At 69.5% G+C, this 25,095-nt stretch carries 22 protein-coding genes and 1 pseudogene; 1 reads left to right on the top strand and 22 read right to left on the bottom strand.

The annotated features are described in order from the left end of the window. Positions 1-8: 8 nt before the first annotated feature. The 14 genes from HNR57_RS34460 to HNR57_RS34525 form a co-directional block, all read right to left on the bottom strand. Positions 9-461, bottom strand: coding sequence for a pilus assembly protein TadG-related protein (locus HNR57_RS34460; protein ID WP_184566487.1), 453 nt, complete (start codon positions 459-461; stop codon positions 9-11). Further along, on the bottom strand, positions 461-913 hold the full coding sequence (locus HNR57_RS34465; RefSeq protein ID WP_184566489.1) for a TadE/TadG family type IV pilus assembly protein: 453 nt from the start codon (positions 911-913) through the stop codon (positions 461-463). The genes HNR57_RS34460 and HNR57_RS34465 overlap by 1 nt, the downstream gene beginning before the upstream one ends. Positions 914-918: 5 nt before the next feature. Beyond that, a complete protein-coding gene (locus HNR57_RS34470; protein WP_184566491.1) occupies positions 919-1,344 on the bottom strand; it encodes a TadE/TadG family type IV pilus assembly protein in 426 nt (141 codons plus the stop codon). Continuing rightward, the gene (locus tag HNR57_RS34475; RefSeq protein ID WP_184566493.1) at positions 1,344-1,559 is read right to left on the bottom strand and encodes a hypothetical protein; all 216 of its coding nucleotides are present in this window, start codon (positions 1,557-1,559) and stop codon (positions 1,344-1,346) included. Before HNR57_RS34475 ends, HNR57_RS34470 begins: the two co-directional genes overlap by 1 nt. A 43-nt stretch (positions 1,560-1,602) precedes the next feature. Continuing rightward, on the bottom strand, positions 1,603-2,487 hold the full coding sequence (locus tag HNR57_RS34480) for a type II secretion system F family protein (RefSeq protein WP_184566495.1): 885 nt from the start codon (positions 2,485-2,487) through the stop codon (positions 1,603-1,605). Then, the gene (locus HNR57_RS34485; protein WP_184566497.1) at positions 2,484-3,437 is read right to left on the bottom strand and encodes a type II secretion system F family protein; all 954 of its coding nucleotides are present in this window, start codon (positions 3,435-3,437) and stop codon (positions 2,484-2,486) included. The genes HNR57_RS34480 and HNR57_RS34485 overlap by 4 nt, the downstream gene beginning before the upstream one ends. After that, complete coding sequence (locus HNR57_RS34490) at positions 3,434-4,936, bottom strand: TadA family conjugal transfer-associated ATPase (protein ID WP_184566612.1); 1,503 nt, start codon at positions 4,934-4,936, stop codon at positions 3,434-3,436. The genes HNR57_RS34485 and HNR57_RS34490 overlap by 4 nt, the downstream gene beginning before the upstream one ends. Further along, positions 4,926-5,750: a CpaE/TadZ family protein gene (locus HNR57_RS34495; protein ID WP_184566498.1), complete on the bottom strand. Its 825-nt coding sequence runs from the start codon at positions 5,748-5,750 to the stop codon at positions 4,926-4,928. The genes HNR57_RS34490 and HNR57_RS34495 overlap by 11 nt, the downstream gene beginning before the upstream one ends. Beyond that, positions 5,750-6,463 carry an SAF domain-containing protein gene (locus tag HNR57_RS34500; RefSeq protein WP_246555256.1) on the bottom strand — a complete coding sequence of 238 codons (714 nt, stop codon included), beginning with the start codon at positions 6,461-6,463 and terminating at the stop codon, positions 5,750-5,752. Before HNR57_RS34500 ends, HNR57_RS34495 begins: the two co-directional genes overlap by 1 nt. A gap of 19 nt (positions 6,464-6,482) precedes the next feature. After that, on the bottom strand, positions 6,483-7,364 hold the full coding sequence (locus HNR57_RS34505; RefSeq protein ID WP_184566499.1) for an ATP/GTP-binding protein: 882 nt from the start codon (positions 7,362-7,364) through the stop codon (positions 6,483-6,485). Next, a complete protein-coding gene (locus HNR57_RS34510) occupies positions 7,358-7,912 on the bottom strand; it encodes a hypothetical protein (protein WP_246555231.1) in 555 nt (184 codons plus the stop codon). Before HNR57_RS34510 ends, HNR57_RS34505 begins: the two co-directional genes overlap by 7 nt. Before the next feature lie 325 nt (positions 7,913-8,237). Then, a complete protein-coding gene (locus HNR57_RS40995) occupies positions 8,238-8,579 on the bottom strand; it encodes an OmpA family protein (protein ID WP_376772324.1) in 342 nt (113 codons plus the stop codon). 265 nt (positions 8,580-8,844) lie between these two features. After that, positions 8,845-9,420: a hypothetical protein gene (locus HNR57_RS34520; protein WP_184566500.1), complete on the bottom strand. Its 576-nt coding sequence runs from the start codon at positions 9,418-9,420 to the stop codon at positions 8,845-8,847. Between the two features lie 799 nt (positions 9,421-10,219). Beyond that, positions 10,220-12,850: an ATP/GTP-binding protein gene (locus HNR57_RS34525; protein ID WP_184566620.1), complete on the bottom strand. Its 2,631-nt coding sequence runs from the start codon at positions 12,848-12,850 to the stop codon at positions 10,220-10,222. A gap of 95 nt (positions 12,851-12,945) precedes the next feature. Here HNR57_RS34525 and HNR57_RS34530 point away from each other — a divergent pair, with 95 nt between their 5' ends. Then, complete coding sequence (locus HNR57_RS34530) at positions 12,946-13,224, top strand: hypothetical protein (RefSeq protein ID WP_184566501.1); 279 nt, start codon at positions 12,946-12,948, stop codon at positions 13,222-13,224. A 213-nt stretch (positions 13,225-13,437) separates the two neighbouring features. Here the strand turns inward: HNR57_RS34530 and HNR57_RS34535 are convergent, their stop codons facing one another. From HNR57_RS34535 to HNR57_RS34570, 8 genes and pseudogenes are all read right to left on the bottom strand, one after another. After that, positions 13,438-14,505 carry a C40 family peptidase gene (locus HNR57_RS34535; protein ID WP_313675587.1) on the bottom strand — a complete coding sequence of 356 codons (1,068 nt, stop codon included), beginning with the start codon at positions 14,503-14,505 and terminating at the stop codon, positions 13,438-13,440. Positions 14,506-14,588: 83 nt separating this feature from the next. Then, a complete protein-coding gene (locus HNR57_RS34540) occupies positions 14,589-17,402 on the bottom strand; it encodes a hypothetical protein (RefSeq protein ID WP_184566502.1) in 2,814 nt (937 codons plus the stop codon). Beyond that, positions 17,403-17,786 carry a hypothetical protein gene (locus HNR57_RS34545; RefSeq protein ID WP_184566503.1) on the bottom strand — a complete coding sequence of 128 codons (384 nt, stop codon included), beginning with the start codon at positions 17,784-17,786 and terminating at the stop codon, positions 17,403-17,405. It abuts the gene before it with no gap. After that, a complete protein-coding gene (locus HNR57_RS34550; RefSeq protein ID WP_184566504.1) occupies positions 17,783-20,461 on the bottom strand; it encodes an ATP-binding protein in 2,679 nt (892 codons plus the stop codon). Before HNR57_RS34550 ends, HNR57_RS34545 begins: the two co-directional genes overlap by 4 nt. Then, a complete protein-coding gene (locus HNR57_RS34555; protein ID WP_184566624.1) occupies positions 20,458-20,994 on the bottom strand; it encodes a hypothetical protein in 537 nt (178 codons plus the stop codon). The genes HNR57_RS34550 and HNR57_RS34555 overlap by 4 nt, the downstream gene beginning before the upstream one ends. 29 nt (positions 20,995-21,023) lie before the next feature. Beyond that, the gene (locus HNR57_RS34560) at positions 21,024-21,356 is read right to left on the bottom strand and encodes a hypothetical protein (RefSeq protein WP_184566505.1); all 333 of its coding nucleotides are present in this window, start codon (positions 21,354-21,356) and stop codon (positions 21,024-21,026) included. Next, positions 21,353-22,285: a conjugal transfer protein gene (locus tag HNR57_RS34565; protein WP_184566506.1), complete on the bottom strand. Its 933-nt coding sequence runs from the start codon at positions 22,283-22,285 to the stop codon at positions 21,353-21,355. Before HNR57_RS34565 ends, HNR57_RS34560 begins: the two co-directional genes overlap by 4 nt. A 1,011-nt stretch (positions 22,286-23,296) precedes the next feature. Next, positions 23,297-24,943 (bottom strand): annotated as a pseudogene (locus HNR57_RS34570) (IS1182 family transposase). Between the last annotated feature and the right edge of the window lie 152 nt (positions 24,944-25,095).

Below are 25,095 nucleotides of genomic sequence, written 5' to 3' on the forward strand. Positions count from 1 at the left end.
CAGGTCCCTTACTCGGGGGTGGTGACGCCGTACAGCAGCGTCGCTTTGCCGTGGCCGGTCACCGGCATGGAGCCGATCCCGACCACCGGCAGGAACTTCGTGTCGTAGTTGTCGGAGACGTAGACGGTGAGCGTCTTGCCGTCGCCGGAGACGCTGACCGTTCCGGTGGCGCCGACGGATCGTAGGTAGGCCTGGGCCGCGGCGACGGCATTCTGCGGCGCTACGATGACGGCCTCGCCGCTGATGGCCTTGGCTGGGTCGATGGCCTGGCCGCCGGCCCGGGCCGCTTCCCCGGCGATGTGGTCGGCGCGCTCTACGGCGCGCATCTTGCCGCCTCCGTCGACGGCTACGCCGATGATGCCGATCAGCGCCACCACGCACACCGCGACGAAGACGGTGACGCCGCCACGGTCGTTGAAGGCAGACCGGGCCGAGTGAAGGCGCCGGCGCGGGATGCTCATCACGCTCCCCGCTGCCGGTACTGGTCCACGACCGAGGTCGCGGTCGACGTCAGGGTGCGTGCTCCGGGGACGCCGGGCAGCAGCAGATCCGCCAGGTTGACCGTGCACGACATGGTCACTGTGACGGTGCCGACCTGTCCGACCGGCACGCTGAGACCACCGGTGTCGATGCTGACGCTGCTGGAGGCACAGGCGATGCCCTGATCGTTCAGGGAATCGGCGGCCGCGGCCTGTGCAGCGGCCTGGGCGGAGGCCGCGGTGCGGTGGATGGAAGCCTCCCTTGCGGCGTCTTCCGCCGCGGCGTCGATCTTCGCGCCGGAGGTGACGATGCGGCCGCCGGCGAGCGCCAGGCACACGAACATGATCAGTGACGGGACGATGATGGCAGCCTCGATGGCGACGCTGCCCTCGTCGCGTCTGAGCCTGCCGAAGCAACGAGTCTTCCATGTCACGGCTTTCACTCTCCTGGGACTGTCCAGCGCTCGACCGGCCCGGACGCCGATTGCGTGATGGTCAAGCCGTCAATGCCGGGGATCATCGACTGCGCGGTGCCGGACACCTGGACGCGCACTCGTTCCCCGGTGCTGCCGGCCGTGACACTGGCCGAGCGCAGGCTGTCCCCGGCCGTGCGGCCCAGGACCTCGTGGGCCCGGGCCGCACCATCGGCCGGGGAAGCCTGATAGGCACGGGCTGCGGTGACTCCCTCACGGGCAGCGGTCAGTGCAATCTGACGCGCGTAATACCACATGGACGCCTGGATGACGGCGATCGCGGCGAGCAGGACAACCGGGTAGACGATCGCCATCTGGATCGCGGCGTCCCCGCGGTCGTCGCCCCATCTCCCCCCGCACCACCAGGCCCTAATGCGAGCGCGGTGACGCATCAGATCCCGTTCAGGCTCTCGTTGTACTTGGCGACCACCACAGCGATGGTCCCGGCGATCAGCAGGGCACCGGTGACGGCCGCGACCCAGATGATGACGGTGGTGATGGAGATGTCACCCCGGTCTGGACGCTTCTGCAGCTCGGCCAAGCCTTCCTCCACCCGCACGGCCAGCTGACGCACTCCGCGGTGGAAACGGATAGCGGTGTACTTCATGACGATCTCCTCTGCACACAATGTCGGTAGCGGGGGTTCAGGGTCAGACAGTGAGCATGCGGATCACCGCGGGGAAGGCCATCAGCAGCATGACCAGCACCGCGAGCAGCGCTCCGGGAGCGGTCATCTTCTCGCTGGCGGCGTTGGCTTCACCGGCCTGAACGGCCAGCAGTTCGGCGTTCAGTGCGGCGGTGCGAGCACGGAGTGCCTTGTACACGGCGGCACCGTCGGTCGCGGAGCCGCGCATGATGTCGGCGACGTCGTCCAGCGCGGGCAGGTCGTACTCCTCGGCGAGCTCCGTCAGCGCCTGGTAGGGCGGGATCTTCTCCAATCGGGCCCGGCGCAGCGCGCCCTGCAGATACAAAAACGGCCAGCCCTGTCCGACAGCGGCCGCCTTCTCCAGCGCCTCGGTGGGGCCGGCGTCCGCGGCCCGCTTGAGCGCCACCAGCTCCAAGTAGGCGACCAAGGCGTGGGCGAACTCCTCCCGCGCCCGCTTGGCCTGGTCGCGAACCGCCAGGTCGGGAGTGATGAACAGCAAGGCGGCGATGGCGAGTCCGACCACGGCGGGGACGTAGAAGGGCAGGGCGATACCCGCGACGATCCAGGGGATGGTCACCAACACGGGACACAGCAGGCCGAGTGCGGCGAGTGCGACCTTCTTCAGCATGAACTGGCCCGGGCCCTGGCCCAGCAGCGCCAAATTCTTGGCCGGCACCCGCACACCGGGCAGACGCTCCAGACGGGCCAGCAGCCACCGGCCCCAAACCTCGTCCCGGTCAAGGTCCGGCTCGGGCATGCTCAACGCGCTGGTTGAGGTGCGCGCCAGAGCTGGGGCCAGAGCCGGCTGCGGCTGCAGCATCTCCCGTACCAGCAGCGCGAGTCCGGCGCCGACCGTGCCGCCCGTGAGGACGACGGGAAGCAAGTTCACAAGCTGACTCCTTCCGGCTCACGCTCGACCGCCACCTCAAGGGGAGCGGCCGTGGTGGGGGCGGGCAGGCGGACGCTGCTGCGGGCGTCGGCGATCAGGAAGCGCGGGATGCGGCGGAACGCGCCCAGCTGCCGCATCAGAGCAAGCGTGGCGATGAACCCTGCCGTCAGGAACGCGAGCACGAGCTGGCCGAGCAGGGTGGAGTAGGGGGCCGTGTAGGACGGGACGAAGAACCCGGCGACCACGACACCCACGGTGATGAAGGTCATCCACCGCACCGTGGTGCGCGGCTTGGCCCGGTCCGCTTCGATGCCGCGCTTCTTGGCTACCTCTTCGCGCACCGTGCCCGCCAGATCCTCCAGCGCCTGGGCCAGGCCGGGGCCGCGGTCATTGACGGACAGGATCAGGGCGGCGGTCACCTTGTCGGCGGTGACGTCGTCGAGTTCGCCGGCGAAGGCGCGCAGCGCTTCCTCCGGCCGCCACCCCAGACGCAACCGGTCCGACAGGCCGGTGATCTGCTCGACGAGCGCGTCCGGCGCACCCTTCCGGCTGCTGATCATCGCCTGTTCCAGACCCATGCCCAGGCGCAGCAGACCGGCCAGCCGCTGGGTCCACTCGCTCAAGGCCTCCAGCTGCCCAATGCGGGCTGCCGCGCTCTGTGCCGGGGTGATCAGCCAGGGCACCCCGATGACGGCCGCTCCCAGCAGGGCGCCGCCCACGAAGTTCCCCGAGGCCAGCCACACCCCTGCGAAGACGACCACAGCGGCCGCCGTAAGCGTCCGGCGCCGCATGCGCGCATCCGCGGTCAGCTCCGGTCCGCCGCCAATGGCCCGCCACCGCTGCCACAGGGAGGCCCTGCGCGGCGCGGTCGTCCCCACAATGCCGACGATGACACCGATCAGGCCCCCCATTACGGCCATGCCGCTCAGCAAAGCCAGCACGAGAGTCATCGGTTCACCTCCACCAGCAGCGGCAAGGGCTCCTTCCACAGCCCCTGGCGGTGCTGCAGCAGCGTGGAGTCGAAGCCGACGCGGCGTAGGTCGTCGATACAGCCGGGGTCCATCTGCGGCACCGCCCGCACCTCCCCGAACTCCGCACCGGGGGCGAAGACTTCGTTCGTGGCCGGCCGGCCGTTCTCACCGATCCCCGTGACCTCCAGGACGCGGGAGACATAGCGGTGCCGGCGGCCGCCGATCTGAGTCTCATCCGTCATGGAGACGTAGACGATGAAGTCCAGGCCGTTGGCAATCTGCCGGTAGGCGAGCTGCTCGGACAGGTTCTCCTGCGCCAGCGCATACAGCTCGGCGATCCGGTCGAAGACGATGTCGGGGCGGCGGGCGTGGATCGTGCACAGGTTGCCGCCGGCCCCGTTGGTCAGCGCTTGCATCATCGCCACGACCTCGGGTCCGCGGACCTCGCCGACGACGATCCGCTCCAGCGACATGCGCAGCGCCGGATGCATCAGGTCCAGCAGGCTCACCTCGCCGGCGCCGCGGCCGGTGGCGTCCTTCTCTCCGTTGGACTCCCGCGCCACCAGCGAGACGACCTGGCGGTGGTAGCCGCCTGCGTGGGCGAACAGCTCGTCCTCGGTCTGGATGGTGGCGAACCGGCACTCCGGGTCGAACTCGCGCAGCATCGCCCGCAGCAGCGTGGTCTTGCCGGCCTTCTGCTTGCCCGCGATCATCACGTTCTTCTCGGCGCGTACGCACGCGCCCAGGAACTCGCGCAGGACCGGGTCGATGGTGCCCAGCTGCACCAGGTCGTCCAGACCGGCGTGGGAGACGCGGTGGCGGCGGATGACCGCATACGTCTTCGGCCCCAGCCCGGTGATGGCCTGCAGACGGGAGCCGTCCTGCAACGACAGAGCAAGGGTGGGATTGGCCGTGGAGATCGTGCGCTCGGCCAGCCCGGAGTCGCGGGCCAGCTCGCGCAGCAACTCCAACAGCTCCTCCTCGGAGTCGGCGATCGGGCCGACCATCTTGCGCTCACCGTCGCCGTAGTCGAGCCACACCTCGTCCGGGCCCTGGATGAAGATGTCCTCGACCCGCTCATCGTCCAGATACGGCTGCAACCGGCCCGCCCGGTACAGCTGGTCATACACCGCTCGGCGCAGCGCGTCCTCTTCCTGCGCCGTGGTGCTCACACCACGCCCCACGCCCTGGGCGTGCGCCCACAGCGCCACGGCCTCATTGATCCAGTTCAGGCAGTGCTGCTCCTCCCCGGCCCGGTCCACCGAGGGGTCCTTCTTCAGCAGCTCCTCGCGCTGCCGGGCCACCTGGGTGGCGATGTGCCGGGCCACCCGGTAGTCCACGGTCACCTGCGGCACCGCTTGACCGAGCGGCTGCGCGCTGGAGGCAGCCCCCGCAGGAGCGCCGGCGCCCTGACCAGGCCGGGGCGGCCCGGGCAGCGGCGCCACCGTGGGATCAGCGTGCAACGGCCTACCGCGCAACACGGGTTATCTCCCCTCCGGCCGGCGATCGCGGCGCCAATCGCGAGCGACGCACGGCCACCCGCTGCACGAGCAGAGAACTGGCCGTGCGGGCTGCTTTCATCAGCGCCGACTTGGTGAAATGCCGAGGCTGCTCGGCACCGTCCGACAGCACCAACGCGTCTTTGGGCGCGTATGGCAGCGTCGCCACCACCGGAACCTGCAGCACCCGCTGCACCTCACCAGCCGCATACGGACCTTCGTCGATCATCAGCAGCCCCACGTCGCCGACCCGTTCCTGCAATGCACGCACCCGAGCTTGGGCGGCCTGCAGGCAGCGCAACGTATTGCGAACCACCACCACGACCGCGTCAGCCTGCTCAGCCAACATCGCAGAGGGCCCAACGGCGCCGCTGCGCCCCAAGTCGATCAGGACGTCGTGGTCGTAGTCGGCGCCGATGCCGCGGAACGTCACCGCCAGCGCCTTCCACACCGGCGCCAGGCCCGCAGCCTCCGCCTGATCGGTGATCCCCGGCAGCAGCAGCCGATCACGCGGTGAGTCCTTCTTGCCGTCTTCGCTGCTCAAGTCGATCAGCTGACGCCAAAACGCGTCCCCGAACTCGTTCTTGCGGGCCGCGATGGACAGGTTGCGCAGCCCGTACCGGTCGCCGAGCGAGCCCTGCAGCAGCCCGTGCAGTACGGCACCACCGTCCGGGTCGCACTCGGCCAGGATCATCTTGCGGCCCGGCTCCAGAGGCCAGGACAGCAGCAGAGCCAGGGCTGTCGTGGTTACTCCGGGCGCACCGCGGCAACCGGCCAGCGCGATCACACTCATCAGCGGCCGTCCGGCGCATCGAGAACCAGGCGCAGCGCGCCGGCGGACACCCACGCGGCCGCCTTCGGGCCGTCGGTGGCGGCGGTGGCTACGTCAACGACCACGATGCCAGTACCCGGGGCCGCCTCGGACGCCTTCACCACACGACCCGCGATGGTCTCCTGAGCACTGTCCGACTTCTCGGCATCGCTTTCGACACTCGCGGCTCCCTGTGCGGGAACGCGCACCAGTTGAACCTTCTGCCCCGGCACCAGAGCGGTCGCCGGTACCTGATCGGGCTTCAACCCGATCGGCACCAGCTGCTCACCTGGCTTGACCAGCGAATCCTTCGTTACCTGCGACGGGGACAGCAGCGAGCCCGGCCTCAGCTCCACCGCTGCTCGCTTCCCCAGGACCGACTTCAGATCATCGGCGCGCACGGCCTTGACCGCAGGATCCAGGGCGACGGCAGCCTTGCCCAGGTCCTGCTCGGTGAGGACCTGACCGACCTGAACATCGCGCACCACAGTCACCACCGGCGTGCGGTCTCCGACCTGCAGGAGCAGCACAGCGACACCAGCGCCACCAGCCGCGATCAACGCCAGCGACAGAGCGATCACGCCAGGCCTGCGCCGACGGGCGGAGATCCGAGGCGGCGCCACCGGGCCCATCGGGTGCTGTGGAGGCACCTGGTTCGTGGCGGGCGTGCTGGTACGTTCTTTGGCCTTGCTCAACGTCATGTCCTTTCGGCGGCTACCTGACGACCTGTACTTCGCCGATGGCCACTTGCACGTCCGATTGCCGGGTCTCCGTCAACTGGCCCGAGGCTCCGCCGCCCTGCCAGTCGATCGTCCATGTCGAGGCTGCGGTGACCGCGTACTTTCCGCCCGCTGCACTGGCTGATGTCTTGGAGTAGACGTGGCCGCAGGTCGGCGACTCGGCCATGCCCGCCGAGCCGCTATAGGGGGTGCCAGGGCCGTTGCACGTCACGCTGGTGCCGTCGCCCATCTTCCAAACGATCTTCGACACCTTCGCGGTGGCGGTGACGGTGATCCCGCCTGCCGACGCCGAAGCGGTGTTGGGCCCGTAGGTAGTGGCGTTCTGGTTGACCCACATCCACATCGGAACGCCGACCGTGTACTTCCCGGTCGCGCGCGGGCTGGCGATGTCCGGGCCAAGCAGAGTCATCGAGTCGACAGCCCGCTGCGCCAAGACTGCCGGGTCGACAGCCTCTTCCGCGGGAGGGTCGGCCAGCCACACCATTTGAACGATGTTGAGGTTCCCTCCATCTCGCGTGCAGCTCTGTTCGTAGACGGCGCCGTCGCCCGGTTCGTGGCCTTCCCAGTCCACGCTGCCGGCGGGCGGCTGCGGGTCGGCCAGCTTGTAGGTGCAGACGTTCGCGAACTCGCCCTCGTCACCACCTTCAGACGAACCGCTTCCACCTGTTCCGCCCGTGCTGTTGCTGCCGCCTGCTTGGCCGCCGGTCTGACCGGGGACGTTTACCTCGACCTCGCAGTCGTACAGGCCGCACTCGATACCGCCGCCTGTGGGGTCATCCTCCGCGTAGCTGGTGACAGGGACGGAGAGCGTGGCCAGGACGGTTACCGCAGTGATGGCAATGCGGCGCGTCAGCATGATTTCCCCTGGGGATCATCGCGGGTGACGCGCCACCCTTCCGGGTACTTCTCGACGGTGCTGAGAATCCGGTACTTCGTCAGCCGGTTTTTCGGGAGAGACACCGGCTTCTTGGTTTTGGCATCGACCTTCCGCCACTTGGAGATGTCCAGGCAGCTGGAGACGGTTGCGTTCGGGATCTTGCCCGAGACGTTTACTTTGGTGACTGTCTGGTCGGTGAGGGCGACGCCACCGGTGTAGATGCGGCCGCGGTCGTGAGCGCGCTTGGCGTCTGCTTCGGCGTTCTTCAGCGCCGCGGATGCGGCGTACTGATCAAGGTGCGCGGCCTTGCCGGTAGGGTCGGCGTAGAGCTTCTCCATCTGCTGCCAGTAGGCCCCGTATGCAGTGACCGCTTCCTTTTTCGCGGTCTCCTTCGGGTCAGCGGGGGCGGACGACGTCGGAGACTGCGCGATGCTCGGGGACACATCTGCGGCCTCATCCTTCCCGTCGGATGAGCTGCACGCGGACTGGGCGAGTATGGCGCTCAGTGTCACGGCTACTGCGGCCATCTCCCGCCAGCGAACGGTGCAGGGCTGCGACCGGGGGCGTGGTTGGGTGCGTGTCACGTTCTCTCCCCGTGTGGCGCGGTGTGACGGTCGCCAGCAAGCGGCCATCAAACTCCGTGGCGTGGTCCAGCTGCGGTGATCCGTTTGCGTGATCGCAAGATTGCGCATATGCCAGTCAACTTCCCAGTTCGATTTATGGGTTCACTCGTGCATCTCACGACGGATCCGGTCACCCCTGTAACCAGATGCCGATTCGTGCGTGTAGTCGCTGGTTTGTGACGGCGGATAAGCAGGGCTGCAGTCGTTACGGAGCAACGTGGCCGCCCGGTTAGGTGAAAGAGATTTCCACGCGCCGGTTCTTCATCCGGCCGGCCTCAGTCGCGTTGGACGCGACCGGATGCCGCTCACCGAAGCCGCGACTCTCGACGGTGATCGCTGTGGGGCGCAGCTCGCTGGCAAGGACGTCCCGCACAGCGTCTGCCCGCTGCTTCGAGAGAACGTCGCCGTGCGTGGAAGAACCGAGGTCGTCCGTGAAGCCGGCGACACGGACCCGCGTCGCGGCCCGCTGCTCGATCTCGCGGGCGATCGAGGCGATGCGAGACCGCGCCGAGCCGCCCAGCCGCGCGCTGTCCCTGGAGAACAGCACTTCAGCCTGCAACTCGTGCGTCACTTCCGTGTCCGTCGCCCTGCGGCGTTCAGCGCCATCACTGCTACCGACCATCCGGCTGATGCCGACAGGATCCGAGCCGAGATCCAGGATCTTAGGAGGGGCGAGCCTCGCACCGCTCCGCAGCGCGAGGCCGGAACCCTCCCCGTAAGGGCTGGCCGCCGTCCTGTGCGCTCCTGCGCCTGTGTGCAACGCGGTCGTCAGAGCCACCAGGGCGAGGAGCTGAACTGCGAGGCGAAACCGGCACGGACGCATCGTGGTAGTCACCTCAACCGGAGATCTTGATGTTGGCAGTGTCGAACAGCGGCAGTTGGAGACCGACTGTCGTGGTGCTCGCAGGCGGTGCCGGGAACTGCATGAAGACGCGTACGCGTTCCCCTGCCTTCAGCGTGGAGAGGCCTGTCGTCGTGAGGGGCCGTCCTTCCGTGTCGCGGAGCACGTAGTAGCGCTTGCTCTGCTTGAAGTCGACGACGGTGGCTCCGGCCAGCGACTGGCCGGTCCGCAGGACCTCCAGCTCGTTGCCGCGCAGCTCCGCTGGAACAACGGTCACACCGGCCTGCTTGTTCGTCAGATTGCCTCGAACAGTGAGGTAATTCGCGGGCTCTCGCACGGCTGAGGTGACGGTGAGGGTGAGACCGTCGGGCCCTTGGAGTTCGGCCAGAGGTCCCCGCGTCTGGGTCTGCGTACGCAGTGCGGAGCCGCTGCCGGCTTCTGATGCGGCAGCTGACGGGGGCCCCTGCTCCTGGCTGCCGTCCGAGCACGCGGTCACGCCCAGGGCCAGGCTCAGTACCGCCGCCAGTCCGCCAAGGCGCGTGCCGAGCCTCATCGTGCACCAACCAGTCATGGCACTGCTTCCTTTCGGTGATGAGGACACAAGGGGGTGGGTGAGGCGCGGGGCTTAGTCGTTCTGTCGGGGTGACGGCCACACCGTGATTACGTCGCCGTCGAGGGTGACGCGCCGCTCCGGGGAGTGGCTGCGGCCCCCTGTTCAGGTCGGTCAAGTCGAAGCCGACGGTCTGCTGGACCCGCGCAGGCGTCCCCGACGTGGGAGACGGTCTGTGCTCGGTCTGGCCAGCTGAAATCAGAGAGTGTTGGCGGGACCGTGGTCGTCCAGGTCTTCCGAGACGGCAGCCTTCGGGTGGCGTAGTGCTAGTTTCACGCGGTCTCCCCGTGCAACGCGATGCGGCAGACCGTTGCCCCAGATCCCGCGTGCGGCAGTCCACAGTCGAGCGGGCCAGCAGGCGAGTGGGCGCCTCTGTACGGCCTCGGATGACTTCAGATCTTGGTGCAGCGAGGATCCCCGTGTCAACATTTGTAGACGGTAGTTGCGGCTGGCCTGGCGTCAACGCTGCCCATCCCATCAGCGATGCCAGGTCCGCGCCCGGCGTCGATCCTCCGGGTTGCGGACCTCGACGCGACGGACCCGGCCGACCGAGAGCTGCAGGAGGGGGTGCGGCTCGCTTCCGGGGCCCCGCTGCACCAGTAGGCCTGCCTAGGATCCCCTGTTCGGCGCAGCCCTCGACCGACCTTGACCGCCGGACCATCCGGGACAGGCCTGGTGTCGAGTGAGACAGCGGTTCCCTCTTCGACAGGCCTCGAGAGAACGGAGAAGTTGTAGGACGTGTGTTTCGCGATGGCGGGGGTCACTGGTATCCCTCCGCGTGCTTCTTCAGGCGTACGTCCGCGGTCGCGGCGGGTGCGCGCTGGGCAAGGAAGTCGGTGACACGGCCCTGCTGGGTGGCAGCGGTGGCGGTGAGCTCGTCGAGCGGCGCCGCCCCGGCTGTAACCCTTGCGGCGCGCTCCAGAGCGGCGACGTTGCGGGGTCGCGCGTAGTCGGCGAACACCTCGTCAAGGTGCGGGCCGGTGATCCGGACCGGTCCGACGCGGCGGCCGCCGATGGTGAACGACGCGTAGTGCTCGAAGCGGTCGAGTACGGCCACCTCGTCCGGGGTCGGCTTGTCCCCCCACTCCGCGGTGATCGGGGTGATCGCGGTCTTGGATCCCGCCGTGGACGCCAGTGTGGAGGCGTTCTGTGTCAACGACATTCGCACCGGGGCCGGAAGGCGGCCCAGCAACTGGGTCATTCCGTGCACCGTGACTCTGAACTTACGGAAGTCCTCGAACATCGATGCGATGGTCTCCGGTGCTGCACCGGTCAGGGTGATCAACTCGTCGAAGTACAGCCGGAACGGACGCCGTTGCTCCTCTGGTGTGTCTCGGCGTGAGCGCACCGCCCGCAACAGGTCCCGTGCGATGAGCGCGGTCAGCAGCCGGTCGGTGGGCCCGTTCCCGGCCGGGCACACCCACACGATCAGCCCGTTGTCCATGGCGGCCCGGCTGTTGTAGACGCCGACCGGCTGACCGAGAAAGGCACGGGTGACCGGGTTCGCGGCCAGCCGGGCGAGCGGGTTGAGGACCACGCCGAACGCGTCCGGGGGGAAGGTCGGAAACACCGTCCGCCACCACGCCCGCGTCTCCTCGTCCAGCAGGTCCGACACGGCGGCCAGCGCCGCCCCCCGAAAGCCCGGGTCGGAGATCAGAGACCGTACGTGGAAGATCGTGGCCTGGTGATCGCGGCGCCCGGCCTGGCAGGCGGCCCGATTGACGGCGACGAGCACCGCCAGGCACGACGTGAGGATGGTCAGCGCCCGGGGAGCGGCGGCATCGTCCCAGCCGAGGATGGACGCGAAGGCGTCGGTGACCGCCTCGACGACGTCGTGCGGCTCCTGTCCGGGGTGCATGGCGATCGGATTCCACGAGCTCAACATCGGCGAGGGCCCTGCCGCGTTGAGGTCGATCAACGCGATCCTCTGCATCAGGTGATCGTGGGCGAGGAACGTCGCGGCACGGGGCCAGGAGTCGCGGTGCGGGTCGACGAACATCAACCCGCCGCCGGCGTGCGCCACCCCGATCGCCTGCGCCAGAGCACGTTCCGTTTTCCCGCCACCGGCCTTGCCCACCCCGCACTCGAACAGCGTCTCGGCCGTGTAGGTGGCGACCAGACGCTTCCGCCCGTCGGGCCCCCGGTAGATGCCCTGCAGCAGCAGCTCAGGGTTCGCGAACTCGAAGGACGGCAAGTCACCAGCGAGCAGCGGAAGCCGGCAGTGAACAGTCGGCGGCTTGAGCAGCCCCGTCAGTTCCTCCAGACGTACCCAGTTCGCCCGGGGCGGCTGGCACTGCCCCAACCGCCAGCGGCGTTCCCACCTGCGCCGGGTAGGCCAGTGATCGGCGCCGAACCGCCACGGTCCCAGCCGCCAGCCGCGCATGGCCCACCGCGACCGGCCGCCGAAAACATCAAACGCGGCCTGGAGTTGCGCGAGGCGGGCCTCGGCGCGGCCTTCGATGTTGGACGCGCACATCACGAGCAACTGCACTCGCACGAGGTGATCGTCGTCGGCGAGCTTGCCCAGCGCCTCGGACGGATCCACCCGGCGCGGCACCGGGGGCATCACCAGCCGCCGCCCGGCTGCTCGGTCCTTGCCGGTGACCAGTGCCTGCAGATTCCAGACGAGCGAGTCTTCCATTCCGGTGGCGTCCTGGCGCACCCAGCGTGCCGCGCGCTGGGTCTCCCGGCGCTCCTGGCGGCGTGCAGCACTCAAGATCTGCAGACGTCGAGCTCGCAGTGCCCACTTGGGGGCGCGCTGGATATCGAGGCGGACCTCGGCGAGGTCGCCCAGTTCGGCACGCAAGTCGGACACGGCATCGACAAGAGGCTGCAGCGGGTCGGGCTCCAAAGGAACCTCCCGCAACGGGGCGGTGAGCTTGCCGCGCAGGATGAACTCCGCCCGAACTACATGGTCGCGCGGTTTGTCCCTAATCGGGCGGGACCGGTCGACGGTGACGTTCGGCCCGAACGGGGTGATGGCCAACAGCCGTTCACCGCCCGCTGGGCCTTCGATGCGATAGCGCAGGGGGGCGGAGCCGTCGGCGCGCAATCGAATCTGCACCGTTTTCGACCGGCGGGGCGCCCACCACGGCATGCTCGTCGATGCCCTCGACAGCTGCACTCCCCGGCGGAAGATCTCCTCCAGGCCCGGGTCGAAGTGCCGGTTCGGAGTGAGTTCCAGGGCCATTCGCTGGGCGTAGGCCCGCTGCGCAAGGTGGCGCACCATTACCTCTCCCACGCCCCAGGAAACGGAGATGGCGAGGGCGAGCAGGTACCAGTGGTCGAAGAGCCAGTCGACGGCGTTGACGAGTCCGTTGATCAGATCGAGCACCTCCCCGGAGGTGCTCGCAGAGGCCTGGCCCGTCAGGTTCGACGCTGCGGAATCCATGTCGACTCTCCTCTCTTGATAGTGCGGGTGAAGGACAGGTTGGTGATACGGCCGTCGGTGTAGGTGCCGCCGCGGTCGGTGCCTGCCCACACCAGGTGCACCACAGCCCGGTCCGCGGCACCGTCGCGGCGGGCGACGACGGCCTGGATGCGGAAGCGGGCAGTGGCGAACGCCGGCGCGATGGCTTGATCCGGGCGGCCGAAGAATGCGGGCCACCTGGCGCGGCCGAAACCGGTGGCATCAGCGCGCAGCAGGTCACGGCCGGCCGCCCGGAGTTGCCGCTCGTCTTCAACGGCCAGGTCCGCAGGCCATGCCGCCTCCAGTGCTTGCTGGATGGCCTGATCACCGGACGCTCCTTCACCATGCGGTGGTAGCACCGACTCGGAGGGCGTAGCGGGGGTCGTTTTCGACGGGCGGGGGCTTCGAACCGCTGTCTCCTGGCTGGTGGATGAAGGCCGGACGGCCGTCGGTGGCGGAGTCGCAGGCGCTGCCGGCCCTGGGCGGCTGCGCCTGCAGGACAACACCGGCCACCGCCAGGGCCAAGGTCGTGACTAGCAGCAGCAACGGCGAGCGCGATGCGCGTGTCGTCATAGCAGCCTGGCTCCTCCGGCGAAGCCCGACATCGCGCTGACCGCGTCCGGCCGTACGACCGTGCCCGGGCGGGGAGCGTTGATCATTTGACCGTTTCCGACGTAGATGCCGACGTGATAGATCGTTGAGTCGTGCCCCGGGGCGTAGGCGTAGAACACCAGATCACCGGGCTTGAGAGCGCTGGTTCCGAGGCTGGCGGGGATCCGCTGTCCCACACCGGCCTGGGCTGCCGCAGTGCGCGGCAGGCGGATGCCGGCCTTGGCGTAGGCGTACGTGGTCAGGCCCGAGCAGTCGAAGCCCTTGATGTTCGTTCCGGACTTCCCGCTGGGGGAGCAGCAGATCCCGTACGACGTGCCGCTCGCGTTGCCGCCGCCCCAGGAGTACGGGACACCGCGCTGGGCCAGCGCCGCATTGATGACGGTGCGGACCTTCCCTGAGACGTTCTTCAGGTCCGGGTCCTTGGCGGCCGCCGTGTACTGGTCGATCCAGCCCAGCACGTTCGCGACGTACTCGCCTGAGTGGTTGTACTGGAAGATCGCAGACCTCAGCTGTGCCCGCTTGGTCAGATCGCGGCCGTCCCCGCATAGGTAGATCGCGGCACCGAGGGCGGCATCGTCGGCGTTGTGCGGGTCGGCAACCTTGTCGCCGCCAGCGTCCTTGCCGACGCTGCTCCAGGTGGCGGGCAGGAACTGGAAGGGGCCGACGGCGCGCTCTCCTTGAGCGGTGCCGTCCCACTTTCCGCCGTCGGTGTCCGGGAAGACCGTGGTGTTTCCACCTGCGCCGGAACCGTTGAGGAGCACCCCGTAGATCTTCGGCCGGATGTCTCCGCTGGCGGCGATGTTGCGGCCCGCAGCGTGGTTGGACTCGACCTTGGCGATACCGGCGAGGATCGGCCAGCGCATGCCCTGGCACTTCGGAACATGCTTGCTGACGTGCTGGGCGGCCTTCTTGTACGCGGTCAGCATCCGCGGCGGGATGTCCGCGGCGCTGCCCCCCTCGGCGATTCCACCGTTGTCCTGGGCCGCAGTCTTCAGCGCGACGTATGCGCTGATCGCGTTGCCCACTGGGGCCGCGCAGCACACGGCAGCGAACAGGAGTAGCACCCCTACACATCCCCACCGCCCCATGCGACGGCGCCGTACCTCTGTCATTCGTCCTCACCGGACCTGTCGTCGCGCTGCCATTGCTCGCGCATCTCTCGGATCGCTGTGGCCTGCCGCATCAGCTCGTTCATGCGGGCCCGCCCCACGTTGCGGCCGCCGCTCCCCGTGTCGGCGCCCGCGGAGGGAGCCGACTGGTCTCCCGCACCTTGCGCGGGGGGAGAGGCTGCGCCTCCGGAGAGCCGCCGACGCGGTGCCGGGCTCAGCCGGGCTGGCGCGGTGGTCCCGGCCCTGGGTGCCGGTGCACTGGACCGCGGCGAGGACGGAGTCATGCGGGCTGTCGCGCCGCCGGAGGTCGTGGTCGGACGCGGGGCAGCAGCCGGGCGGGCGGCGGCGGATGGTGCAACGGCCGGCAGGCGGCGGCCGCCGCCGGTCGGGCCATGCCCGCCGCCGTCTCCGGGGTTCTCCCGCAGGACACGCGAAACATGACGTCCTGTGTCGGCCCAGGCGCGGCCGTCCTCACGCCATGTATTGCCCCACACCCTCACCTGCTGCCGGGCGTCCTGGGCGTAGCGCGATCCGCCGCCCCGTGCTCGGCGCACGCTGGCGGGAAGCCCGTATGTCGCCCCGTAAGCGACTCGACCGCCGCGGTGGAGGATGCGGTACCCGCGGAATCGCGCCAGCCGGTTATGGGCCCGGGTCGCGAGCAGAGTGCGGTCGGTGTTCTGGTCGTGCAGCACCTGACCTGAGTTGGGGTCAACGATCTGCCCCTCCTCGTTGCGGTACCGGTCGGGCGGCCCAGCGGGGCGCTGCGGGCCGGGGCTGCCCGACCCGCCTTCTCCTGCGCCCGACGGGCCGCCCGGGCCCTCCTCGCCCTCACCGGTGGGCTTGAGCCACTTGGCCAGTTGCTCGTGACCTGGTCGACGGCCGATCAGAAGCCAGTGCCCGCTCTTTGCACCGATCCGTGCTCCCAGCCCGCCCACGGCTGCCGCCGCGGAAAGCGGGGCGAGACCACGCCCGGCCTCGGCGGTGGCGTCGGCGAGCATGCGGCCGGTGTCAACTGGCATGCCCGCGCCGTCGACCAGGGAAGTCAGGGCGTTCATCAGCCGTTGGCGGGTGCCGAGCAACCCGAACCGGCCGCCTCCACCACCGGTGAAGGAGCGCAGCCCGCCGCCGTAGCCGCCCATCGCGGCAGGGGAGTTCATAGCGAGTGCGGCGCCGAGCTCGGAGGTATCACCGGGCAGGTGGGTGCCGCCTACCTTGGCGTAACGCATCCGCATGGCCATGCGACGGCCGAAGGAGGCGATACCGGTCAGCAGCCTGCGGTGCCCGGCAGCGCCGGCGATGGCCAGCACGTCGATCAGCAGGATCCGCTCCACCATCAGGTCGGGCCCGTCGGTGACGACCGCGTCGACGGCGATACCGAAAAACGGCACGAACGCGCAGATCCCCACCACGGCGAGAACCGCAATGCCCCACAGTGACAGCCACTTCCACACCGACTGGCGCGCCGGGCCGGGCAGCATGCCTGCGACGAATGTGACGCCTCCGGCGGCCGCCGCTGCAGCGCAGACGCCTTGAGTGCCGAGCAGGACGATCGCGCTGCTCAGCAGCATGCCGCAGATGAACAGGGCGGCGATCAGCAGCAGCACGGCTCCGCCGACCCGCCACCAAGTGGGTTCCTCGGCGTAGGCGGCACACGCCTTGCCGACGTCGCCGGCCTTGCGCATGTCCTGCAGGAAGGCGTGGAACTCGCGATCCTCGTCCGTGACGATCGCGTTCGAGGCGTCCAGCAATTCGCCGCCTGGCGTCAGCTCCGGCAAGCTGTTGCCGGCGCGGCCGCCGCCGGTGTCCCGCTCGCAGGACTCCCTGGCCGGACCCCTGAGGAGGCGGCAGTTGTCCTCCTTTTCGTTCTGTTCTTCGCAGTGGGACCGGAGCGGTGGCGCGAGCTGGTCACACCCGTTGTCTTCACCGTCTGTGCCCTCGGAGGCCTTGTAGCCTCCGGTGATCCACTTGAGGTGGACGGCGTAGGCCTTGCGGTCGGAGTCCTTCGCCGGGTCTAGGATGCGCCCGTACTGGAGCAGCATGTACGGCTTGACGACGAGCGCATTGGTGACCGAGTCCTGGATCGGCCGGGCTACGTCCTCTGCGGAGACCGGACGCTCACCTTCCCGCTCCAGGCACTTGATCTCGGCGTTGCCGGCCAGGCCGTCGCATGTCTCCCGGCTGGCGATCTTGCCGCCCCAGTCGTAGGAGGCGACGCTCTGCTGGGCCACCTCGGCGGCCACCGCTTGCCCCTGCCCCAGCGGGCCGTCCTGGGCGAGCAGGTAGTCGGGACGGACGAACGTGGAAGCGGCGAACGCCGCGATCAGCAGAGTGAGGAACACTTCGCCCAGACCGCGTCCCATGCGACCGCGCACGATCATGAATCCGGCGAAAACAAACGCCCAGGCCAGCAGCAGACCTTTCAGCCCGAGCGAGTCGACGACCACGCTGTTGTAGGCGTCGGCCACCTCCTGCGCCGGGCGGGTGAGGATCTTCAGCAGCGGGAACCGGAAGGCCACCTCGATCGCCCATCCCGCCAGGCCGACCAGCAGTCGGATCAGGGTGAACAGGCCGCCCAGGGCGAAGGAGAGGGACTGCGTCTTGAAGCTGACGATGGACCCGCCCTCGGCGTTCAGCTCATATCCGTTGATCGCCACACCCTCGGAGGAGGCGATGTTCAACGGTGCGAGCAGGTCACCGGTCTCGCTGTTGCTGCCGGCGGCATACACCACCTGGCTGTTCACCAAGACGAATACACTGGTGAGCACCAGGACGAAGCCAGCCGATCGGAGCGTGCCGCGGTCTGGGCGCCACATTCAGCGCCGCCCGTGCCCGGCAGCGCCCCGGCGCGGCCACACGACGACGGCCGTCAGCACAGCGGCGGGCGGAACCAGCATCCATGCTGCCCTGGCGCCGTCCGGGTGGGCTTCGTCCGTGGAGGCCGTGAACGTGGGGGAGCGGTGGCCGCGTTCGCAGTGTTCCTTCGCCGGGCCCGAGTTCGACTCGCACGCGTCTTGGCGCGCGGAGCCGGAGGGGGATTCGACGGCGAAGGCCTCGCCGGTGTGTGGCCACCACGACTCCGGCACGCCGGCCCCAATGACCAGGGCGAGCAGGAGGGCCGGGAGGGCGATCACGGTCAGGGCGCTCGCCGCGGTGGCGATGCGCCGGGAGCGGGATGAGGAGAAAGACGACGTGCTCATGAGACGTGTTCCTTCGGTCGGGCCGTCTCGGTCTCACTGGAGGCCTGCGCGGTGCTCGCGCTCGTACGGCGGCCCGGTGTGGTGGCGATGGAGGTGGTGATCCGCTCGATGCGGGGGATGACGGCCTTGACCCGGCCCGTGTTCTGCCGCGGGCAGGCCAGCAGGAACTCCCCTTCGCGTCCGCGCTGCCCGACGGGGGACAGGCCAGTGGTCACCAGCCGCAGCAGCTCGCCGTCGTTCGGGTCGAGCCCGACGAACTCCAGGCCGCGCCGGGCGCGTCCACGGTCGGTCGTGCGGGCGAGCGCCCGATAGGCCATCAGCCCGCGGTCGGGGCCGAGTTCCTCGGCGTCGTGAGAGGCAGCGAGCAAGCCGGCGCCATGCTTGCGCCCGTCATGGAGGATCTCGTGCACCAGCGCGGTGCCCTCGGCCGACGAGGTGAGCCAGTACAGCTCGTCGGCGACGACCGCGGTGAACCGCTCGGGGTCCTCGAAAGCGGTCTGCCTGGCGAGCGCCGCGATCAGGTAGAGCACGGCGCGCCCGATCAGGGCCTCCAGCGGCTGCTGGTGCAGCACCTCCGGATTGTCGAACGCGGCCTTGGGCGGCAGCTTCAGACCAGCGGTCGTGATCACGATCATGTCGGAGGTACTGGAGGCGTCCAGCCGCACCGGGGGCAGGGTGGGGTCGAACACCATGCGGGCCAGTGAGTTGGTGGCCACCACGCGGACGAGGCCGGCGAGCGCGGACGCCGCGTCCTGCCGCTTGCCCACCTCGGTCGTGGCCATCTCCTCCAGGACCTCGAGCACGCGGCTCATGGAGGGGGCGTCGCTGGCGGCTGCCTTCTCGACGGCGTGGTGCAGGACCTCGCCGTTGGTGCTCATCGGGCCGATGCCGAGCTGCAGGGTCAGGTAGGACAGGGCGTAGTGGCGGCCTTCGGGTCCGTCGAACATGCGAAGCGGGTCGATGGACACCTCGGCCTGGGCGGCGTCGATGATCTGGACGCGGCCCTTGGCGGCGGTGCGGGCGAAGGTTGCCCACTCACGTACGGGGGTGCGGTCGATGCAGATCGCGCAGCCGCCGCGCGCCCACACCGCCTCCGCGATCAGCTTCTGCAGGACGCTCTTCCCGGCCCCCAGATCACCGACGATGCCCAGGGACGCGGACGCGTCGTGCTTCGGAGCGTCCGCGACGTTGATCATGACGGGGCGGGTCGTGCCGCTGTCCAGGTCGATGCCGAGGAACATGCCGTTGGGGTCACCGACCTCACCGATGGTGAAAGCGCCGCCCAACGCCCAGTCCTCGGAGACCTGGTGCTGCGTGAACTCGCGCACCACTCCAGGCCGTGCGGTGCCCGGCAGCCCGAGCAGGAACAGCGCCTCCTGCAGCCCGGCCGGGCGCACGGCTCGGTAGTCGGCGCCGCCGAGCAGCGAGGCCAGGGCCCGCGCGCGGGCGTCGCAGAGCGCGGCGGTCGGCCCCCACACGGTCAGCACGGTCACGGACTGCACCTCGACCTCGACCGAGGTGCGCGACAGACGGGCGTCGAGCTCGCCCAGGTCGCGGGCGGCGTCGGTGAGCGAGGCGGGCATGCCGGTCGGCCGGGCGTCGTACTGGTCGGCCTGGTCGACGAGTTCGTTGCGCTTGCGCCGCACCTGATCGCGGGCCTTCTCCGCAGGCACGAGCGTGAGGTCGACGGTGTAGTCGACGGGAAAATCGAGTGTCTCCAGCTGGGCGAACAGATCGGCGGCATCGGCGCTGACCGCGGGCGGGCACTCGGCGAGCGCCAGCTGCGCCTGGTAGCCGGTGCCGGCGTCGGATTCGATCTGCAGCCACCGCCTGCGCAGCGGGGAAGCCGTCTTGACCCGCCACCAGGCCTTGCGTCCGGACCGGGTGAGCTGGTCGGCGCTCTTGAGCTCGTCGACGTCGTCGAGGTCTGGGTCGATGCCGCCCTCCTGGAGGCGGGCCTGCCCGAGATCGGCGTAGCTGGGGGAGTGCAGCACTCCCTCGCGTACCTGCCCGCCGTACAGCTCGCTGCTTTCGGCTTCTGCCAGCAGCGGCTCGTCCAGTCCGCGGTGCAGAGCGTGCTGGACCATCCATACGACTTCCGCCGGACGGGCGGGGCGGAACGCGACGCCGCCGGCGAGCGCGGCCTCCACCCGCGAGGCCTGCTCCTGATACGCGGTCACTTCCCGCCGCGCTACCGGCGTCGGCCGTATGCCCAGCGTCGGGGCGATCTCCGCCCACATCGCTCCGAACTGAGCGGCCATCTGCAGGCCGGCGCCCTCGGTCTGGAGCGGGGCCGCCAGCCACAGGGTGCGGCGGTGCATCTCCTGCCCGTCCAGCAGATCCAGCGTGGCCTCGACGTTCTCCACCCACGGGTGCGTCTGGCCCGACGGAGTGTCGGAGGGTTCGATCCCCTCGATCATGCGCAGCGCAACTTCCCCCGGATCGACCCGGGCGCACAGACCGAACAGCCGCGGTGCCCCGGACAGCGACCGCACCAGATGAGTGATCTTGGCGAGCTGTTCTTCCCGTACGGCGGCCGGCACATAGGTGCCCTGCACGCTCTCCTCGTTGCGGCCGTGCTCGTCCGGCCCCGGGTGCAGCCGGTACACGGCCCACACACTGCCGTGCGTCGACCACACCAGATGCCCGGCGATATGACGGATCGGCACCCTCACCGCGCACCCCCCTGTTCGGCGCGCGCAAGCAACCGCTGCACACCCGACACCGGCCGAACCGGCTGAGCGCCGACTGCCGCCGGGCGACCGCCCGACCGCGACCGTGCCGCCTCCCGGTGCGCCGTACGCTCGGCGGCTCGCGGCCGCGGAGCCGCACTGATCGCCGGAGCCGGGGCATTGCCCTCGACGACGAAGCCACCGGTCAGGGTGCGGGCGGCGTGGTCGCGGGCTGCACGGCCGCCGATCCGGCCCCCGCGCGGCTGCCAGCACAGCAGCAGCCAGCCCAGGGCCGCCTGGAGCGGGGCACGTCCTTTGATCTTCGGACGGCGCACCGCCCATATGCCCAGCAGCCAGGCAGCGATGGGAACGGGCCCCATCCACGACCACCACGGAATCGTCTTGACCAGAAGGAAGCCCCCGGCGACGGCGAGGAGGATCTGCGCGGGCGTGAACGGGCCGAGAGGGATACGCCAGTCGGCGACCTTGCCCAGCACCCACGGGTGGCGGCGGGCCGAGGTGTAGAAGCGGCCCATTCGCACGGAGGCGGTCGCGGCGGCGGCACTCACAGCCAACCTCCGACGCCTGCGGAGTGATCACGGCCAGCCGGAGGATCGCCCTGCACGATGCCGGGAACGGCGGGCGCCGACTTCGACGGGTTCTTGACCTCGTCCTCGAACATGTCGGCCAGGTCGTTGCGCGAGTTGTACAGGCCGAGCGCGATCACCATCAGGAGCAGCGCGCCGATCCCGGCCTTCAGCGAGAACTTCTGGATCATGATCACGACGACCAGCACGAGCAGACCGGCCTGCAGGCCCTTGGTCGCCCAGTTCTCGAACATCGTGATCCACGAGTCGCCAAGGTCGTCGAGCTTCCCAGCGAGCAGCACACCGGTCATGACCGGGCACCCCCCGCCTGCGCGGCACCGGACTCCAGCCCGGCGACTTCCCAGCGGCCCGAGCGGGCCTTGAGCGTCAGCTCGTACGCCAGCGGCCACCGCCCCGCACTGTCGCGGGCCTCGACCTCGGCCATCACCCGCACCCGGGTCCCGTCCGCCGGGACGGACTCGGCTGCCGCCTCCTGATCGGCGGCAAGCAACTGCTGGACCTTGACCGTCTGGTACGGGGCGGGGGAGACGGGCGACACACTCACGCCGGGCGCGAGGTAACGGTCGACCTCACCGGCACCCGCCAGATACGCGGCGAGGAACTCCCCAGCCGCGGACGACACCTCGCTGTCCGTCGGGACAGTCACCGTGTACGGCGACCGAGCCCCCTCGGCGCGGGCCGGGCCGGCCACCACCCCGGGGGCCCCGGACACGGTGAACGAGGCGCCAACTGAGTCGGCGACGACCGGCACCGCGAAGTAGCGCACCGAGCCGTCGGCGTACTGCGCAGCCAGCGTCACCGACCACGCCTTGCCGGTCTGCTGCGCACTGCGCACCGCCACGACTGACTCCGGCTCGGGCTGCGCCTCCGAAGCCTCGGGAAGATCAACGTCCGGACCCATCGACTGCGCAAGCCGGGCCTGCGCAGTGCTCTCGGCGCCCGAGCGGCTGCGCAGCCACGCGTCGAGGAACACCGTGGCGTACCCGGCCGGGCTGGCCGGCACGGCCGTCTTCACTGTGGTCGGCTTCGTCGCGGGGGCAGCACGGACCACGGTCGCGGGGGTGGCCACGGTGACGGCCAGCGCGATGGGGCCCGCCGCCACCGCGGCCCACACACCCAGATGGCCCAGGCGGACCCGGCGCCGCATCTGCTGCAGCCGAGCCCCCGCAGCGGTCGGAGGAGCAGCGTGCTTCTCCGCTGCCTGCTTGGCAGGAGACATTCCAAACTCCCAGGTCATAGCGAGTTGTTGCTTCTGACCCGAGACAACCCGTCGACCCCGACCCGACCACCGACCACGAAGGCCCGACCACGATCACGAAGGGGACACAAGCCCGTGGTCGGGCCCATGGTCGCCCCGACCACAGACCCGACCACGACATTTCGCACCCCACGGAGCCCCGCTCCGACACGGCGGATCGCACGCCGATCGGGGCGGCCGGCGCCAAGTGCGCGCCGTATGAAGCCTGCGGGCGCGCAGCCCCCGGACTTCCGCACTGGGGGCTGCGCAGCGGCAGGCGGATGCGCAGCCGGACCCCGAGGAGCCCGGGCGGGGCTGCGCACTCACACGCGCAAGTCGATTGCGCACGATCCGCGACCCGGTGCGCAACGTGTGCGCAACGGCCCGCCCGCGACTGCGCAGGCGGCAGTGCGCACTGATTGCGCAGCCGGGATCGGACCGTCATTCAACGCGGGCCGCGGAGCACAGCGGGTAGCCAGACCGCTGAAGCGGGCGGCCTCATTCCGTCCCGGAGTCCCCAAGGAGGGCGTCGCGGATCGAGGAAGCCACAACACGGAACGTTCCGGAGAATGCTCCGCCGATCGCAGCCAGGCCAGCCTTCTTCGCGAAGTCCTTCCGCTCCGAGGCCTTGTCCCCGGCCTCCTGCGAGGGCTGTGCCGGACGCCCACTGACCGCTGCGCCGGACGGATCCGGCCTGGGGATGCCCTGCTTGTTACTCACTGCTCCTCCAAGAGCTGTATCGGAAAGGTGCGCCGTACCGGAACGGGACGGTGAAGAGGACGATGGAGAACCCAAGGGTTAGCCCCGCAACTCGACGTATCGAGGTGCACGTTCAGAGGAAGCACCGACCCCTTCGCGAGGCCCGCCCACGACCCACCACTCGTCCATGGCGGCTTCCGTCCGTTCCAGGGATCTCCCTCGGTGCCCCGACGGCCAGGCACGGAAAAGCCCCTGCCGATGTGGACGCTGTTGGTAAATCCGCCCCGCTGGATCTCATCCAGCGGGGCGGAATGCTGCGAAGGGGGAGACGCGGGTGCGGGCGAGTTGTCTGCCGGTGAGCCAGGCATCGATGCGGGCGAGGTTGATGGCGGCGCCGGTGAAGTGGTGCTGCAACCGGGTTTTGGTGAGGCCGCGGTAGCGGGATCTGCGCAGGCCGAACGCCTGGACGCCCTGTGAGATGGTGCCCTCGACGCCGGCGCGGTGTCCGTAGCGGCGGCGCCAACGGTCGGTGTCCTGCTCGATACGGGCCTGTTGAAGGATGTCGTGCTCGGCCTTCGGCCTCAGGGTCAGATTGCGACCGGTCCTGGAGCTGGTGCACGAGGTCCGCAGTTCGCAGGGGCCGCAGTGCCGGGCGGCGAACCGGACCCGGGTGACCGGGGTGCCCCGATGACTCTGGTCCTCCCGCCAGACGACGTTGGTCTGTCCGCCGGGGCAGACGGCCCGGCGCTGGTCCCAGTCGATGGTGAAACGGGTGTTGTCGAAGATGTCTCCGCTCGTCTGTCCCTTCACGGTGGTGGACTTGACCGGGCCGACCAGTTCAATGCCGTGATCGCGGCGGGCGTGGTGGATCTGTTCGGCGTCGACGTATCCAGCGTCCACAAGGTGCTCGTCCGGCAACAGGCCGCGTTCGGCCAGGGCGGCATGGATGTCCTCCAGGACGGCATCGTCGTTGACCGGTGCCGGGGTGGTGTGGATATGGGTGATCTGGTGTGGAGCGTCGGGCTCGCAGGTCTCACTGAGGTGAACCTTGTAGCCGGACCAGCCCAGATCCCGCTTCGCACCGGTCCGCGCCTCGGGCTCATGCGGGGTGCGTAAGCGGATCAGGCCGGGCGGGGTGTTCTTCGGCTCCCGCCAGCTCACGACGTCCTCGATGCGCTGGAACTGCTGCACCCATGTCCGGCGCAGGAACTCCACCGCGGGCAGGACCCGCAGGCCGGGCGGTGCCTCCTGCGACCAGACCTCTTCCAGCAGCACCATGCCATCGGCCCCGCACTGGTCGCCGTGCTCGACCCGGGCCGCCCACCGGGAGGGGAAACGACTGTCCTCCGGCCGGGCCGAGTGGCGGTCGAACCACTCCGGTGCCGCCAGTGTCGCAAGCTAGTCCCCGGCCGCCTCGGCAACCTCGTTCAGCGCGGCCCGCAAGGTCTCGACCACGAACTCCAGCCGGTTCAAGTCCCTGGTCGCGGCCAGCACATGCGTGGCGTCCGTGCGCTGCCGCTTGCCCGCCTTCACCAGCCCGGCCTCCCCGGCAGCGGTCACCACCGCGTCGAACAAAGCGCGATCCGCATCCGCCTCCACCAGCCGGGCCCGGAACTCGCTGAGTACGGAGAAGTCGAAGCCGGTATCGGTCAGCTCCAGCGACAGGGCGTACTTCCAGTCCAGACGCGAGCGGACCGCGTGCGCGGCCTGCCGGTCGGTCAGGCCCTCGGCGAACTGCAACACCGACACCAGCGCCAACCGGGCCGGCGAGATCACCGGCCGCCCCCGCGCCGGGAACAGCTCCTCAAAGTCGGCGTCGGCGAAGACCGGCCCGAGCACATCCCGAATCCGCATCGCCAGACAGCCCTTCGGGAACACTGCGCGAGCCACCCGCGCGGTCTCCTCCGGGATCTCCGCCAAATCCACCCCGCGCAACGACACGAACCCACCCCAGAAAACACGACGACGGCCTGCACAACCCCAACGGGGTCACACAGGCCGTCGTCACGCAGGCCCAGCACTTACCAACAGCGTCCGATGTGGCAGGGGCTCGCGTTGAGGCCAAGAGATCAGACCCGAGCCACCCATTCAAT

Source organism: Streptomyces paradoxus (assembly GCF_014202475.1).
GTDB lineage: Bacteria > Actinomycetota > Actinomycetes > Streptomycetales > Streptomycetaceae > Streptomyces > Streptomyces paradoxus.